The organism is Celerinatantimonas marina (assembly GCF_046054165.1).
Taxonomy (GTDB): Bacteria; Pseudomonadota; Gammaproteobacteria; order Enterobacterales; family Celerinatantimonadaceae; genus Celerinatantimonas.
In genome coordinates, this window is record NZ_JBFNXK010000008.1 from 166,575 (window position 1) to 182,160 (window position 15,586).

Annotated in this window: 14 protein-coding genes and 1 riboswitch; of the genes, 7 read left to right on the top strand and 7 right to left on the bottom strand. The window is 48.1% G+C overall.

All coding sequences use genetic code 11. The annotated features are described in order from the left end of the window. Window positions 1–47: 47 nt before the first annotated feature. Complete coding sequence (locus tag ABUE20_RS11035) at window positions 48–1,508, top strand: mannitol dehydrogenase family protein (protein WP_408619981.1); 1,461 nt, start codon at window positions 48–50, stop codon at window positions 1,506–1,508. Between the two features lie 87 nt (window positions 1,509–1,595). Here ABUE20_RS11035 and ABUE20_RS11040 read toward each other — a convergent pair whose 3' ends face one another. Together ABUE20_RS11040 and ABUE20_RS11045 are read right to left on the bottom strand one after the other, a co-directional pair. Next, entirely contained in the window at window positions 1,596–2,528 is a 933-nt protein-coding gene (locus ABUE20_RS11040) for an AEC family transporter (protein WP_408619982.1), read from the bottom strand. 79 nt (window positions 2,529–2,607) lie between these two features. After that, window positions 2,608–3,123: an NUDIX hydrolase gene (locus ABUE20_RS11045; protein ID WP_408619983.1), complete on the bottom strand. Its 516-nt coding sequence runs from the start codon at window positions 3,121–3,123 to the stop codon at window positions 2,608–2,610. Between the two features lie 246 nt (window positions 3,124–3,369). Here ABUE20_RS11045 and ABUE20_RS11050 point away from each other — a divergent pair, with 246 nt between their 5' ends. Continuing rightward, complete coding sequence (locus ABUE20_RS11050) at window positions 3,370–4,122, top strand: NADPH-dependent F420 reductase (protein WP_408619984.1); 753 nt, start codon at window positions 3,370–3,372, stop codon at window positions 4,120–4,122. A gap of 133 nt (window positions 4,123–4,255) precedes the next feature. Here ABUE20_RS11050 and ABUE20_RS11055 read toward each other — a convergent pair whose 3' ends face one another. Continuing rightward, entirely contained in the window at window positions 4,256–4,732 is a 477-nt protein-coding gene (locus ABUE20_RS11055) for a YbaK/EbsC family protein (RefSeq protein ID WP_408619985.1), read from the bottom strand. Between the two features lie 227 nt (window positions 4,733–4,959). Between ABUE20_RS11055 and ABUE20_RS11060 the strand changes: the two genes are divergently transcribed. Together ABUE20_RS11060 and ABUE20_RS11065 are read left to right on the top strand one after the other, a co-directional pair. Beyond that, window positions 4,960–5,574: a fused MFS/spermidine synthase gene (locus ABUE20_RS11060; protein WP_408619986.1), complete on the top strand. Its 615-nt coding sequence runs from the start codon at window positions 4,960–4,962 to the stop codon at window positions 5,572–5,574. Then, entirely contained in the window at window positions 5,564–6,463 is a 900-nt protein-coding gene (locus ABUE20_RS11065) for a spermidine synthase (protein WP_408619987.1), read from the top strand. The genes ABUE20_RS11060 and ABUE20_RS11065 overlap by 11 nt, the downstream gene beginning before the upstream one ends. A 50-nt stretch (window positions 6,464–6,513) precedes the next feature. Here the strand turns inward: ABUE20_RS11065 and ABUE20_RS11070 are convergent, their stop codons facing one another. The 4 genes from ABUE20_RS11070 to thiC all read right to left on the bottom strand — a co-directional run bounded on the left by ABUE20_RS11070 (window position 6,514) and on the right by thiC (window position 12,387). Beyond that, a complete protein-coding gene (locus ABUE20_RS11070) occupies window positions 6,514–7,680 on the bottom strand; it encodes an iron-containing alcohol dehydrogenase (RefSeq protein ID WP_408619988.1) in 1,167 nt (388 codons plus the stop codon). Between the two features lie 500 nt (window positions 7,681–8,180). Next, on the bottom strand, window positions 8,181–8,948 hold the full coding sequence (locus ABUE20_RS11075; RefSeq protein ID WP_408619989.1) for a HesA/MoeB/ThiF family protein: 768 nt from the start codon (window positions 8,946–8,948) through the stop codon (window positions 8,181–8,183). A gap of 3 nt (window positions 8,949–8,951) precedes the next feature. Then, complete coding sequence (gene thiE / locus ABUE20_RS11080; RefSeq protein ID WP_408619990.1) at window positions 8,952–10,481, bottom strand: thiamine phosphate synthase; 1,530 nt, start codon at window positions 10,479–10,481, stop codon at window positions 8,952–8,954. Next, the gene (gene thiC, locus ABUE20_RS11085) at window positions 10,468–12,387 is read right to left on the bottom strand and encodes a phosphomethylpyrimidine synthase ThiC (RefSeq protein ID WP_408619991.1); all 1,920 of its coding nucleotides are present in this window, start codon (window positions 12,385–12,387) and stop codon (window positions 10,468–10,470) included. Before thiC ends, thiE begins: the two co-directional genes overlap by 14 nt. A gap of 106 nt (window positions 12,388–12,493) precedes the next feature. Beyond that, a riboswitch (TPP riboswitch) is annotated at window positions 12,494–12,608 on the bottom strand. Between the two features lie 256 nt (window positions 12,609–12,864). On the opposite strand from thiC, the gene ABUE20_RS11090 reads away from it, so the two are divergent. The 3 genes from ABUE20_RS11090 to ABUE20_RS11100 are packed head-to-tail and all read left to right on the top strand — an operon-like array spanning window position 12,865 to window position 15,571. Beyond that, entirely contained in the window at window positions 12,865–13,881 is a 1,017-nt protein-coding gene (locus ABUE20_RS11090) for an ABC transporter substrate-binding protein (RefSeq protein ID WP_408619992.1), read from the top strand. A gap of 2 nt (window positions 13,882–13,883) precedes the next feature. Next, the gene (locus ABUE20_RS11095) at window positions 13,884–14,570 is read left to right on the top strand and encodes a GTP-binding protein (protein WP_408619993.1); all 687 of its coding nucleotides are present in this window, start codon (window positions 13,884–13,886) and stop codon (window positions 14,568–14,570) included. Continuing rightward, entirely contained in the window at window positions 14,567–15,571 is a 1,005-nt protein-coding gene (locus ABUE20_RS11100) for an ATP-binding cassette domain-containing protein (protein WP_408619994.1), read from the top strand. Before ABUE20_RS11095 ends, ABUE20_RS11100 begins: the two co-directional genes overlap by 4 nt. Window positions 15,572–15,586 lie beyond the last annotated feature (15 nt).

The window sequence follows — 15,586 nt, forward strand, 5'->3', positions numbered from 1 at the left end:
ACGGCACCGTATACATACGATGAGAGTCATCGACATCAGGAGGGAGCATGAGCCCAACATCAACAAATTGGTTTACCAATAAAGATCTCTTTCAATATGATCGTCAACAACTGAAAAGCCGGATTGTTCATATTGGATTTGGTGCATTTCACCGCGCCCATCAAGCGCTCATCACCCATGAGATGTTGAGTCAACAATCGTCTGACTGGGGGATCTGTGAAGTCAATCTGATGGGCTCAGAACAACTTATTCAGAACTTACGCCATCAGGATCACTGCTATCACGTTTTAGAAAAAGGCCCTCAGGCCCAAACCTGTAAGACGATTGGCTCCGTTATTGAATCCCTTCATCCGGCATTTGACGGCCATCAGGCCATTATTGCCAAACTGGCTGAACCCCAAGTGGCCATCGTTTCCATGACCATTACGGAAAAAGGTTATTGCATCGCTCCGGCCACAGGGAAACTCGATACAAACCATCCCTTAATTGCCCATGATTTAGCACATCCGGACGAACCTCAATCTGCAATCGGTTATATCGTCGCTGGACTCAGAGCTCGCCAACAAGCAGGACTCGATGGATTCACCGTACTCTCTTGCGATAATGTGCAAGGGAACGGACATATCGTACAACAAGCCGTGCTCGATTATACGCAAAAAGTCTATCCCGAACTGCTAGAATGGCTGAAACAACACGTCACCTTCCCCTGTACGATGGTAGACCGTATCGTTCCAGCCATGACCGATGAATCATTAGCTGAAATCACAGCGATTATTGGTCAAGCCGATCCCTGTGCCATCGCTTGTGAACCGTTTCGGCAATGGGTCATTGAAGATAATTTCATCAAAGGTCATCCTGATTGGGATTTAGCCGGGGCTGAGTTTGTAGATGATGTTGTTCCCTATGAAGCCATGAAATTACGAATGCTCAATGGTAGCCACTCGTTTCTGGCTTATCTCGGCTATCTGGCCGGTTATCCTTATATTTCAGAAGCCATTGCCAATCCGGATTTTGAACGCTGTATCCGTCAGCTGATGCTCAAAGAACAGGTTCCCACATTATCAATGCCCGATGACACCGATCTGGAAGCCTATGCTCAGGAGTTACTGGATCGCTTTGCCAACCCATCCATTCAGCACAAAACCTGGCAGATTGCTACCGACGGGAGCCAAAAATTACCGCCTCGTTTTTTAAATTCAATCCAATTCCATCTGGCCCACCACAGTGATTGTCGGCTACTCACTTTAGCAGTCGCTGGTTGGATGCGTTATGTTGGCGGAATCGATGAATCCGGTCAGCCTATCGATATTCGCGATCCATTGGCCGATCGCTATCGCGAAATTGTTGCATCGACAGATGATGATGAAAACCGAGTACTGGCACTGCTTGCTATTGATTCAATTTTTGGTCAGCAACTACCGACCCAGAAAACCTTTGTAGAATCAGTGATCAGTTGCTATATGATGTTGAAAAACGACGGGGTAAAAGAAACCATTAAATGTTATTAGCCATGCAGCTCCGATTATCCGGCAGCCGTTAATCTCACGACTCACAGGTTATGTGGATATTCACATAACCTGTCATACCGCATCAGCCTATCCCGCCAACACAGTTCCCGGCAATTGATGTAGCGCCCACAACCAAAAGGGCCAAGCCAATAGACTCAGCAAACAACTGAGTAAGATCGCCGAACTCACCATTTCCGGATCACGGCCACTACTGCGGATCACCATATAAGCATTGATCCCAACCGGACAACTCGCCATCACCACCAGCACTGAAGAGACCCCGACCGGCAGATGAAACAGATAATGGCTCACCAACATCACCATCAACGGTAAAACAATCAGTTTACATCCCACAATCACCAGCACCTGTCGTTTCGCCTTGCGTAAAGAGATCCCCGCGAGTGACGACCCGAGAACCAGTAATGCACAAGGTAACGCCGCTCTCGCTCCCATTGACAGCGTATCGGTCACCACCTGTGGCAGAGGGATCTGCAGTAAGTTCAACACCAATCCCGCAATCAAACTCGCAACGATCGGGTTTTTCAGCGTTTTTAATAACGCATCGGCAATATCTTGGTGCTCCCCCTGCCCCCAGGAATCGGTCAAAAAATACATCGAAAAAAGTACCAGACTATGAAATGCAATAATCGGAAACGAATATTGCAGGGCGCTTTCACCAAAAATATGCACCACAACAGGAATACCGATGTATACCAGATTTGAAAACGAGCCGGCGAAACTTAATTCGGCACGAGCCGAGTTCTGACGTAAAAAGAAAAAACTCCCCCAAAACAACGCCCCCAACGGAATATAAAAAGATAACAACAACCCCCAGGCATGCGTCTTGGGAAGTCCGTGACTGTATATCCCCGTGAATAAAACACAAGGGAGCAAAATTTTAGCCGTAAGCTGCGTCACGCCCTGCTGCCAGCCCGGGGCTAACAACCAGCCACTTTTGGTAAGCCACCATCCCACTAAGGCAAGGCAAAATAACGGCAATACCAACAGAACAATATACATAAAAGGAGACCATCCTTGTTTGTGCACAGAAAAGGAAACGCGGAATTCCCGATGCAACGATCATGCTCAGCATAACGCGTTAAATCAAATCTCTTAATTGTGCCTGATAAAATGCCGTGATCGTTTTAGTATCATTGATCTCGCCACTGATAATCTGCTGCTTCATGGTTTCAGGGTGAAGAGATAACATCTCGATAATTTCATCTTCATCCTGATGTTTCGGAACTGACGACAGTTCACGCGCGACAAAGACATGTTGCACCTCATTGCAGAATCCCGGAGCAGGAAGCAATGTCCCCAAAAATTGCCACTGCTGGGCTTTTAACCCCACCTCTTCCGCTAATTCCCGTTGAGCACACAGCAGTGGATCTTCACCCTCTTCCATCGTTCCCGCCGGAAATTCAAGCAACCACTGCGATACGGCTGCTCGATATTGCCGTTCTAAAACCAGATCGCCTTGCGCATCGATCGGCACAATCACCACCGCCCCTGGGTGCTTTAACCAAGTCACATCACGTTCCACCCCATCAGGATGTCGCTGTTTTTGCTTAAGTACCTCAAAACGATGCCAACCAAACAGTTTTTCAATTGCCATGAGAACCTCTCACCTTTTTTATCAATATATATCTTACTATAATGACCTTGTTCTACAGATGCGACCGCTCGAGGCTATCGCATCCAAGCGACCTCTATATACGATCCACAGCCATTCAAACAATCAATTTTTAATTATGCATCAACTACATAGCCGTTACTAAAAATTTCATATAATCACACCGCGATGAACTTAAGTCGCTATGTTAGGATAAAAAAAGCATTTATTCAGGTTTAAGGAATGGACGTGAAACATTTATTTAAATGGCTCGCTGGAGTCTCATTATTACTGACATGGCTCATCACACAGAATGCAGTGGCTGCCCAAAACGACCATGATATAGCCGCGCAGGTGGCCTCCGGCAAAATACAGTTAGCCGTGATCGGTGCCGGAAGCCTTGGCAGCTCTGTCGGTTCTGCTTGGGTACGAGCTGGCTATAAAGTGATGTTTTCAACCCGGCATCCGGACGAACTACACGCGCTGACGCAAAAACTAGGGCCAAACGCCCTCATTGGAACACCTGAACAAGCCGCGTCATTTGGGCAAATTGTCTTGCTGGCCGTACCTTATAAAGCCATCCCGCAAGTGTCTCATGATTATGCCACCCAGCTGAAAGGAAAAATTATGCTGGATGCCACCAACTCCTGGTGGTCCGGCCGCTATGCCATTGTCAAAGAGGCCCTCAAAGATGGCGATGGCGTCGTGAATCAGCGATATTTTAAAGGCGTTCGACTCGTCCGGGCTTTCAGTGCCGTTGATGCCACGGTCATTGCCGCCTCTTCCGAAGGCAAACGCCCACCGGCTGGAGTTCCTCTCGCCAGTAATGATCCACAAGCCATGCAAATTGCGGCCGAATTAGTCAAAGCGGCAGGCTGTGTCCCAGTGATTGTCGGTGATTTACAAGCGGGTCGCAGTTTTGAACATAAACATAAAGGCTTTCGGGCCAATACCACCCCTGAAAAATTACGGAAAATTCTCAAGCTCCCAGCGAATCATTGATCTCGATAGCTCAGCGATGCACTCGCTGAGCTTTTATTGAGCCACAGTTTCGATTTATTTCAAAAGAATAGAACCGTTTAGCGCGGCGCCCAATAGCCATGGACATTGTCATTCCACAAGATGCGAAGGTTTGTTATGCCAATTCCGGTATTTGCCCAACATCCACCCATTGAGCCTGACAAATGTCAGCTAACCGCTGCGGCGTAATCCGAACTCCCGAATTACGACTGCCCCCGGCCGGTAGAATTTCAAAATGAGCTTGCAGACTCTGGTCGCAAAATACCTGCACCCCGGATTTAGCCGCAAAGGGACAGACGCCCCCCGGAACGAAGCCGGTCAACGGTTCAACCTCTTCAGCTTTAAGCATTCGGGGTTTAACGCCAAAACGCTGTTTAAATTTACTATTATGCAATCGACTATCCCCGGCCATAACCAACAGGATCACCGCCTCCCCGACTTTCAATGATAACGTCTTGGCAATTTGTCCGGGGGTCACGCCAAAAGCATTCGCCGCTTCAGCAACGGTCGCCGTGGATTGGCTCAACTCAGAAACCGCTAAATCAGGAGCATGTTGGGCAAGAAATGATTGAACACGTTCACTACTGGTCATCCGACTGTCCTTGGTTAATCTCATCAGGTGCGATTGCCGGCTAAAATCAGGAATAGTTGAACTCGTTCCTCCTGCAATCGCGTAATTTTCCACTATAAAAGAGAAACTCAAGTGTTCGCAAGTTTCAGTGACTCTATTGCACATCTAGAAATAAATTTATCAACATCAGGGCTTGCCAAACCATCCCGTAATCCTGATTATTTAATTTTGTATCGTGTGGACCCATTATGAATCCATTTGTATTTACACTGACTTTTGTCAGTGGCTTTAGCATTATGGCGGTGGAGCTTCTGGGTGGCCGACTCTTGGCCCCCTATTTTGGTAGCAGCGTCTATGTTTGGGGCAGCATCATCACCATTTTTATGATCGCGCTATCGGCCGGTTATCTACTTGGAGGACACTGGTCCATGCATCATCCATCCCTGCGTAAATTTAGTTTCTGTTATCTGGCCGGGGCCCTCACACTGCTCCCGTTGGTGCTTTTGGGGGACCCCATCATGAATCAGGTATTCTTATATATTCATGATCCTCGCTATGGTTCGCTGCTCGCGGCATTGCTGCTATTTTTCCTACCCACGCTGATTCTGGGAATGATTGCCCCCTATTCCGTGCGCCTGCTGGTCACCGATTCCGAATCCAGTGGGAAAACAGCGGGAAAACTCTACTTCATTTCAACCCTCGGCAGTGCTCTGGGCACGCTGGCGACCTCGTTTTATCTGGTGTTATGGTTTGATATCAATACCATTCTATTCACTCTTATTGGGATCTTATGCTTGGCTGGGGTCATAGCCTATACCTTCCCCATGCGGCACAAATTATTCAGGGAAAATTATGAAGCCTAAACTGTTCCTAAAAACCACGATGCTGGCTATTTTTGCCTCAATCCTCAGTAGCAACGCCCAAAGCAAGGTCATTCATCATGAGCGTTCCCTGTATCGGGATCTGACCGTAACCGAACAACATGGCCTACGTTGCCTACAATTTAATGCCGTACGCGGTGACCACATCCAAACCTGTCAGTATCTTGATGCAGACGATCCTCGACTGGTCTTTCACTATACCCGAATGAGTTTAGCGGGATTATTGCTGGATCCTCAGCCACGACGGATCCTGATTGTCGGCCTGGGAGGCGGCTCACTTCCCACCGTACTTCATCAGTTGTATCCAAAGGCCAGCATAGATATCGTCGAACTGGATCCAGCGGTCGTCAAAGTGGCTCATGACTATTTTCATTTTACCGAAAGCGATAAAATGACCGTGCACGTCGCTGACGCCCGTGTTTTTATCAAACGAGCAGGCCTTGCCGGAAACCATTACGATTTCATTCTTCTGGATGCTTTCAATGGTGATTACATTCCTGAACATTTAATGACGAAAGAGTTTTTAGAAGAGACCCGACAATTAATGAGTCCCGATGGGATCGTCGTCGCCAATACCTTCTCGACCAGTAAACTCTATGCTTACGAGTCAGTCACTTATCGACAAGTTTTCGGCACTTTCTACAACTTTAAAATCCCCTCGCAATCGGGCAATCGAATCATTATCGCGAGTAAGCAGCCCTTATTGGATCAAAAGGCCTTAAAGGCCCGAGCCGAAACACTGGAAAAACCACTGGCAACTTATGGTGTATCGATTAAACGTTTTCCACATTACCTCTCAACCAAGGCTGACTGGAAAACAGACGTTCCGCCATTAACCGACCAATATTCCCCGGCGAATTTGCTACGTTAGACAAAAACGGCGACCCGAAGGTCGCCGCAGTCATCCGTATTCACACAAGCTTAGAAGCAAGCTTCCAGGATCTGCTCGATATCTTCTTGCGTCACCGTTTGATAGCTATTGCCCAAAATGAGGGTCGATGCTGCAATTTTAGGTAACATCTCACGAGTCGCGCCCAGTTCCCGCAACGAAGTAACGATGCCACACTCTTTAGCAAATGCTTCCAGGGCATCGATACCTTCCAGCGCGATCACATCTTTGGTTTTGCCTTCCGCTGAAATGCCCCAAACCTGCGTTGCGAAACGAACAAATTTATCCACACCACCGCTATAAATATGCCGATAGTAAGGCATTGAGATCGCCGCCAACCCCATTCCATGAGAACAATCGGTATAGGCGCCCAGTTGATGTTCGATCATATGCACCTGCCAATCCTGAGATTTAGACAGCCCGGTCATGGTGTTCAGGGCGAGTGTCGCATTCCACATCAGGTTACTACGCGCTTCGTAATCCTGAGGATTTTTTAGTGCAACCCGCAAATTATCAATCGATGATTTCAGCAAGCTTTCAATCACATAATCGGTCGTGTTCGCCCCTTCATCTGAAAAATACTGTTCCATCAGGTGTGACATCGTATCGAAGACCCCACTAACCATCTGATATTCCGACACAGAGAAGGTATATTCCGGATTCAAGATCGAGAATTTAGGATTCACAAATGGTGGAAAAATACGCCCGGCTTTATTTTTGCTCGCTTCGTGAGTAATCACCGAACCACCGTTCATTTCAGAACCGGTTCCCACCATCGTCAAGATCGAAGCCACTGGAACAACTTCATTATCGACATCCTGAAACTCCACCCAATATTTCTGAAAGGGATCATCTTTACAATAAGCCGAAACAGAGATCCCTTTCGCACAATCGATCACCGAACCACCGCCCACCGCTAGGATCAGGCTCACGTGATGATCACGAACCAGTTTCGAACCTTCCATCAGTTTGTCATAAGTTGGATTAGGCATTACTCCTGAGAGTTCAACTACTTTTTTACCGGCTTCTTTCAAAATAGTGGTCACTTGATCATACAGGCCATTTTTCTTAATGGCGTTGCGACCGTAAACCAACATCACGGTTTCACCGTAATTTTTCAGTTCATCCGACAGTTTTGACAAGGAGTCTTTGCCGAAATGAATCGTAGTCGGGTTATAGTATGAGAAATCAAGTTGCATAATAAACTTCCTTCTTGGACGTGATACTCTCAATATAGATGTATCCGCGCTCCCCATCATGCGGGTTGCTCATAGCCAGCTAGGCCAATATTCCGTTTAGGGATAACACTCTAAATTAAGAGTTTCCTCATCGTTTCCATACTCGGACGATAAGGCGTATAGAATAATAGGATCTCGTTCGCCGATGTATCGACCAATGGACCAAGTTGAATCGTTTGCCCCGTGTCCGACACTGCGCCCAAACACGGGGAACCAGCATTTTTTAGATTGACGACTGCACGTAAAAGATGCTCGTTACGAAGTGTTGATATTGTAACGTCAGCAAGTCGAATATAAATATACGATGCGCTATCATTATTGCCTAATCGTATAAATGATTATACTGTTAGGCAATCTTTCTATGTTTAGTCGGGTGGGAGAAATCATCCGAAGGTCAAATTCAAATACGCTGATTAATGGCAAACTGCGCCAATAAAACCCTATCAGCTAGACAAACGCCATCAACGTGAAGTTTCACTACAACACGAACAAGTAGCCAAGCGATGCATTTGCAAATGAAACCACTCCCCGCTGATACCATCAAAGCTACTAAAACGGCCGACTTGGTCACTTGGGATCCCAACAATCAACTTAATGGCTTCTAACGCTTGCGAGCAGCCAATCAGCCCAACCATCGGCCCTAAAACGCCCGCCGTGGAACAATTTAATACCGCATCCGAAGCCTGAGGGAACAAACAGCGATAACAAGCACTATCTTCCTGACGATAATCAAACACCATCAACTGCCCATCTAGTCCGACAGCAGCCCCACTCACTAAAGGTACTCGAGCCTTTAAACAAGCATCGCTTACCGCGTAGCGGGTATCGATATTATCACTACAGTCCAAAACGACATCCGCTTGCATCACTTCCATTTCCAGGACCTGTTGGCTCAATCGCCTTTGCACCGGCCTAACCTGAACCCATGAGTTCAAATCATGCAGCCGAGCCTTAGCCGCCATCACTTTAGGTTCACCCAGCTGGGATTCGCCATAAATAATCTGTCGCTGTAAATTAGATTCACTCACCACATCATCATCAGCGATCACCAGCCGACCGATCCCGGCCGCGGCCAAGTACAAGCTTACCGGAGATCCCAGTCCTCCCATGCCGACAATCAACACCGAAGCCTGACGCAAACGCAATTGCCCCGCCTCGCCCACTTTACCCAGCAGTAAGTGGCGACTGTAGCGTTTGAGTTCCGCATCACTCAGTTGATTATCGGCCATCGATTATTCTCCTATTATTTGCATCAATTCTCTAACAACTTGCTCTGGGTGATCACTGGCCGTAATCGCACTGACAATCGCCAAACTATCAGCCCCAGCCTCCAACACCGACTCCGCATTGCTCCGATTAATCCCCCCAATCGCCACAATAGGACAACCAGAGCCCACCAGCGCACAATAGCGGGCTAACCGAGATAATCCTAAAGGTTGGGTCGCCATCGCTTTGGTCTGGGTCGCAAAGACATGTCCCATCGCAACATAGCTAGGAGACAGTTGCAATGCTCGCATCAGCTCATAGTAACCATGGGTACTAATCCCCAATCGCAGCCCCGCCTGAGCAATGGCTTCAATATCGACTCGACCAGCTTCAATATCATTCTGACCCAGATGAACCCCATAGGCACCATACTGAATCGCCAACTGCCAATAATCATTGATAAACAGCTGCGCCTGATACTGTTGGCTTAATGCCACACTACGTGCAATCTGTACCGACAATTGGGGATCTTGTGGGTCTTTAATTCGCAGCTGGATCGTTTTAACTCCGGCTTTCAGCAATCGTTCAATCCAATCCACACTATCCACGACCGGATATAATCCTAGCGGTTGTCGGCAACGAGCCAATGGAACGGTCGAGGCTTCAGGCCAGTAATGCGTCAGTCCCAAAGCCGCACCAACAAGACTTTGTCCCGATTCAACTCGAGGATAATCATCTCGCGCTACCGGCCATCCCACATGGGCCACGGCTCCGGGCAGCGACTGCTGAGCGCGGGCCTGACGTAAACCCGCCGTCACATAAGCCTTGCCCAAGGTAATGGCGTCCACCAACGATTCCCCCCGCGCCAACATAGCCGCAATAGCGGAGGATAAACTGCAACCGGTCCCGTGGCTATGCGCCGTATCAATTCGCTCGCAGCTTATCGCCCTGACAGAAGTTGGCGTGCAGATCAAATCGCAGCACAGAGCACTCTCCAGAGGACTATGTCCGCCTTTGGCTAATACCGCACAACCACATTCCTGAACCAACGCCATGGCTGCCTGACGCACGGTCGCCGGAGAATTTAATTCCCGGCCTGTTAAGGTTGCTAGCTCACTCGCATTGGGAGTCACTAAATCGGCCTGTGCAAATAACAGCTTAAACTCATCCAACCGTTCTATTTCTGCCAACGTATAGCCACTACTGGTAACTAATACCGGATCAATCACGATTTTAACCAAAGGATAATGCTGACGAAATGACGCTAAAAAGCGAGTGAGCAGCCGCACTTGTTCAGCATTGGCGATCATACCGATTTTAATCGCCCGAGGAGGTAACGGTGCCAGCGCTTCCAACTGCAATGCCAGAAAATCGTTCGAGCACGCTTCAACCCCCAACAATCGCTGGCTATTTTGAGCCGTCAACGCGGTAATGACGACCGAAGGAGTCACGTCCAGATCATGCATCGTCAACAGATCGGCCACAATACCAGCCCCCCCACTGCTATCTTGTGCGGCAATAATCCAAGTGGGAGATTGATTTTCAGAGTCTTTCATCAGTATCAGCTCCTGCTACGCTATGATAAAGTTCATCACCTCCGGCTTTAAATTTTTCCGCCATCTGAGAAAGCCCCTCTTCAACCCGAACCTCAATAGCATCGCCTTGAGCCCGCGCTTGAGCATAATCTCGAACCTCTTGGGAGATTTTCATCGAACAGAATTTAGGCCCACACATCGAACAAAAATGCGCCACTTTGGCTGATTGCTGAGGAAGTGTTGCATCGTGATAAGCCCGGGCGGTATCCGGATCCAGAGCCAGATTGAACTGATCTTCCCAACGAAACTCAAAACGAGCCTTACTCATCGCGTTATCCCGCACCTGAGCCCCGGGATGTCCTTTAGCCAGATCGGCGGCATGCGCAGCAATTTTATAGGTGATCAAGCCTTGTTTAACATCCTCTTTATTTGGTAAGCCAAGATGCTCCTTCGGCGTGACATAACACAACATGGCACAGCCATACCAACCGATCATCGCCGCACCAATTCCCGATGAAAAGTGATCATACCCCGGCGAGATATCCGTCACTAACGGCCCTAAGGTATAAAAAGGGGCTTCATCACATAGCGCTAACTGCCGATCCATATTTTCCCGGATCCGTTGCATCGGAATATGCCCCGGTCCTTCAATGATGACCTGCACCTCATGCTGCCAGGCGATCTGGGTGAGTTCCCCCAAAGTTTCCAGCTCAGCAAACTGCGCCGCATCGTTGGCATCGGCAATCGAGCCCGGACGCAGCCCATCCCCAAGACTCAGGCTCACATCATACTGCTGACAGATCTCGCAGATTTCTGCAAAATGGGTGTACAGAAAGCTTTCCTGATGATGGGCCAAACACCATTTCGCCATAATCGAGCCGCCCCGGGACACAATCCCGGTCAGACGATTGGCGGTCAGTGGCACATGATGCAATCGAAGCCCGGCATGGATGGTAAAGTAATCCACCCCTTGTTCAGCCTGCTCAATGAGCGTATCCCGAAACATCTCCCAATTCAGGCGCTCAGCAATACCATTGACCTTTTCCAGCGCCTGATAAATCGGCACGGTTCCAATCGGAACCGGAGAGTTGCGAATGATCCACTCCCGCATCTCATGAATATTGCGCCCGGTTGACAGATCCATTACCGTATCCGCACCCCAGCGAGTCGCCCAAACCAATTTTTCGATTTCTTCTTCCATCGATGAACTCATCGCTGAATTGCCGATATTGGCATTCACCTTCACCAAAAAATTTCGACCGATAATCATCGGTTCAGCTTCCGGATGATTGATATTGGCCGGGATAATCGCGCGTCCCCGGGCAACTTCGGATCGCACGAATTCCGCACTAATTTGAGCCGGAATCGCCGCGCCGAAAGATTCTCCAGCATGTTGGTGATCCAATACTTCATCACGCAGCTGCGCACGAGCCCCATTCTCTCGGATGGCAATATATTCCATTTCCGGGGTAATGATCCCAGCCCGGGCATAATGAAGCTGAGTTACAATTTGCCCGGCTTTCGCCCGCCGCGGTAGCGGCTGAGTCGGAAACCGAAGTTCAAAATCGTCATCGCGAGATAAACGCTCCTTGGCATAATCCGAGCTAAACTGAGTGAGTTGTTGAGTATCATCACGCTGTTCGATCCATGACTGCCGGATCTTGTGAAGCCCCTGACGAATATCAATCGTCGCATTTAAATCACTGTAACTACCTGAATTATCATACAGATAAACCGGCTCATTGGGCTGCCAACGCGGAGATTTGGCGCTGCCTAACTGGGTTGGTGTTAACGTAACTTTTCGCATCGCCACCTGAATATCGGGCCTGGAACCGGGCAGATAAACTTTTTCAGAATTGGGATACGTCTGAGCCTTGAGTTCGTGGATCAACGATCCTGTGCTATTTTTGGATGGTGTTTTTTGCATGACATCGCCTCAAATCATAAATATGGAGGCTTGTCGGGAGTATCAACAGGGGGGAATCAGCATCGGAAAATTTCAAAATCCAAGTCATGGATCATCGTTTATCACCGCTGTTTTCTCACTTGTTCCCTTCGCAGGCATTATCCTGATCAGGTGATACGGATCTTATGGGCTCAATGAACGAGCGTCACAATCTCAGCCTTTCGGCACTCCGACAAGTTGCCGATCAGTATAAATTTTTAAGACTAAAACACAAGGGCCCATCAAAGTGCCCCATGCCTGACTTTGTCGGGAACCCCACAATCAACCGAACAATTCACGATGTGAGGATTATTTCAGTTCGAGATTAGTACACAATAATTAATTGTTTTTATTGAAATTTATTTAAATTACAAAAAACTCATTACTCTGGTATACAACTTGCTCAAGGGATCAGATTGACTTCTTTTTCACTTTGCGTCAGCTCAGAGAGGCATAGCTATGACCGATACTGCGACCGCTATTCCAGAAACCGAAATGGGAACTCCGATTTTTCAGCCCGGAGCGCTGAATATCGTGATGTCTGTTCCCTGTCCCATCAAAGTTAAATTTAAAATGGTCCTTGAAACGTTTATCAACGATTATAATGCCAGCCACGACATGCCGATCTACTGCCCATCCATCATGGATGGGATCCCACATGGTCTAGAGGGGATCCTTCGAGAAGTTTCTGATGCAGAAATGTTACCGGACTTGTGGCTCAGTACCAGTATGCGAACCGCACTTTCGCAACCGTTTCGTTCTCGATTTGTGGATACCGGTCTGCTTCAGGGGATCAATGATGATGTAAGTCAGTTTCCCTCTCGTTTTAAAGAGGCGGCAACGCAATACAATCTTGGTTTTTTTGCCTTTGGGAACTGGTCATTATTATGTGATCTCAGCGTGAAAACCGCCCCCCCCTATCCCCAGACTTGGGAAGATTTACTCGATCCAATCTATCAAGGACAAATTGCTATTCACGGCTGTCACGGTGAAGTCGGAGGTATGACACTGCTACAAATCCTACACCAACGCTATGGGGATGAACGAATTTGCCAACTGGCTCAAAACATCGGAGGAGTCCGACATTTTTCGAAACTCATCAAAGCCGTTGACTCCAACGATAAAGAACGGGTGGCCTATAACATTCTGCCCAATGCCATCATCAATCAACTCCCATCCCGAAAACGAGCCGCCATTATTGAACTGAAAGATGGTCCACTACTCACCCCGATGACGCTGTTTGCCAAACGAGACAAACTCAAACAGTTACAACCTATTATCGATTTTCTGAAAGGACCGGACATGACACCCGTGTTTAGCCTTGGCGGTTTTATCAAACCCGAGTTGATGGACTGGTCCAAACCCTATCTCTTCCCGGACTGGGATATCCTGCTTCAGACCGATCACGCCAAACAATCTGAACACTTAAACACGACCTTTATCGACGCGCTCGCGCCCGGACTCATGACGGTATAATTATGAAACTTATTACAGTCTCAGGCCCTCCATCTTCGGGGAAAACTTCCGTACTCACGCATGTCATTACCGAAATGCGTCAAACCCAGCAGATGGGCGTTGTCAAATTCGATTGCTTGTCAACAGAAGATGATCAGCGCTACCAAGCTCTCGATGTCCCCGTCAAAGTCGGATTATCAGGCAATCTTTGTCCCGATCATTACTTTGTAAGCAACATTGAAGATTGTTTACAGTGGGGAATTGAGCAAAAATTCACCACCCTGTTTACGGAAAGTGCTGGATTATGTAACCGTTGTTCCCCTCACATCCGAGGCGTTTTAGCCGTATGCGTCATCGACAATCTGATGGGCTTAAAAACACCAAAGAAAATCGGTCCGATGCTACGACTGGCGGATATCGTAGTGATTACCAAAGGGGATATTGTATCTCAGGCCGAACGCGAAGTGTTCGCCTATCAGGTTCGCCGGGCTAATAGTAAGGCCCGGATTCTACAAGTGAATGGGATCACCGGTCAGGGAGCATTTGAACTGGCTCGGCTATTAGCGCAAGCTGATGAAACGGTCACGGTGACTGGAGGGAAGTTACGATTCGCCATGCCAGCCGCGCTATGCTCCTATTGTCTGGGCGAAACCCGTATTGGCGATGAATTCCAGCTCGGCAACATCAAAAAGATTAAGGCTAGCTCATGAATCAACAAACGCCTTCGTGGGAACATACCCCCCTCATCACATTATTCAGTCACTTTCCGGTCGCAGCCGAGGAATTTACCCGACTGCAACTCCCCAATTATTTGGCCCGACAAACACTGAATGAATATATCCAACACTTGGATGAAAACGAATTGGAAGAACTCGGATATGCACGGGAACAATTACTGGAACACTTTTTAACCCTATTACAGGAACAACAAGGAGTGTTGCAGCCGACCGTCTATTCCATTCAGTCACTCACCCTATTGCCAGGCCATAACAAAAGTGGTGAAGCCGAGCCCATCACGCTAACCCTGCGCCCAGGTTCCATTACTAGTATTGTCGGCCCCACGGGCTCAGGGAAAAGCCGACTTCTGGCTGACATCGAATGGCTGGCACAAAAAGATACCCCAACCGGACGAACGATTCTCATCGATGACAAACTCCCTGATCCGGAACACCGATTTTCACTGGAGCATAAATTGGTTGCCCAGCTTTCACAAAATATGAATTTTGTGATGGATACCTCCGTGGCCGATTTTATCCAACTGCATGCACAGAGTCGGCATCAGGATAATCCACAGATCGTTCAGACAATTCTGGATCAGGCCAACCAACTAGCCGGAGAACCCTTCGCTGCCAACACCCCGATCACCGGATTATCCGGCGGACAATCCCGAGCGCTAATGATCGCAGACACTGCTTTTTTAAGTGCATCACCAGTCGTTTTAATCGATGAAGTCGAAAATGCCGGCATTGATCGTAAAAAAGCGCTACAGCTTTTAATTCGCAATGAAAAAATAGTCTTGATTGCAACGCATGATCCACTACTGGCACTGATGGCTGAGCAACGATTAGTCATTCGCAATGGAGGAATCGCCGAGTGTCGCACCACCAGCGATATTGAACGCGAACAACTCCACAAACTCGAAATCATGGATGCCAAAGTTCAATCACTTCGTGAACGACTTCGACATGGTGAAGAGATAGTTGCCGACTAGCCCTCCTCTTTTAAG

Excerpts from the sequence above, each read along its gene's own strand:
- ABUE20_RS11035 (WP_408619981.1), top strand. The coding sequence starts at position 48 with ATGAGCCCAACATCAACAAATTGGTTTACCAATAAAGATCTCTTTCAA.
- ABUE20_RS11040 (WP_408619982.1), bottom strand. The coding sequence starts at position 2,528 with ATGTATATTGTTCTGTTGGTATTGCCGTTATTTTGCCTTGCCTTAGTG.
- ABUE20_RS11045 (WP_408619983.1), bottom strand. The coding sequence starts at position 3,123 with ATGGCAATTGAAAAACTGTTTGGTTGGCATCGTTTTGAGGTACTTAAG.
- ABUE20_RS11055 (WP_408619985.1), bottom strand. The coding sequence starts at position 4,732 with ATGACCAGTAGTGAACGTGTTCAATCATTTCTTGCCCAACATGCTCCT.
- ABUE20_RS11060 (WP_408619986.1), top strand. The coding sequence starts at position 4,960 with ATGAATCCATTTGTATTTACACTGACTTTTGTCAGTGGCTTTAGCATT.
- ABUE20_RS11065 (WP_408619987.1), top strand. The coding sequence starts at position 5,564 with ATGAAGCCTAAACTGTTCCTAAAAACCACGATGCTGGCTATTTTTGCC.
- ABUE20_RS11070 (WP_408619988.1), bottom strand. The coding sequence starts at position 7,680 with ATGCAACTTGATTTCTCATACTATAACCCGACTACGATTCATTTCGGC.
- ABUE20_RS11075 (WP_408619989.1), bottom strand. The coding sequence starts at position 8,948 with ATGGCCGATAATCAACTGAGTGATGCGGAACTCAAACGCTACAGTCGC.
- thiE (WP_408619990.1), bottom strand. The coding sequence starts at position 10,481 with ATGAAAGACTCTGAAAATCAATCTCCCACTTGGATTATTGCCGCACAA.
- thiC (WP_408619991.1), bottom strand. The coding sequence starts at position 12,387 with ATGCAAAAAACACCATCCAAAAATAGCACAGGATCGTTGATCCACGAA.
- ABUE20_RS11090 (WP_408619992.1), top strand. The coding sequence starts at position 12,865 with ATGACCGATACTGCGACCGCTATTCCAGAAACCGAAATGGGAACTCCG.
- ABUE20_RS11095 (WP_408619993.1), top strand. The coding sequence starts at position 13,884 with ATGAAACTTATTACAGTCTCAGGCCCTCCATCTTCGGGGAAAACTTCC.
- ABUE20_RS11100 (WP_408619994.1), top strand. The coding sequence starts at position 14,567 with ATGAATCAACAAACGCCTTCGTGGGAACATACCCCCCTCATCACATTA.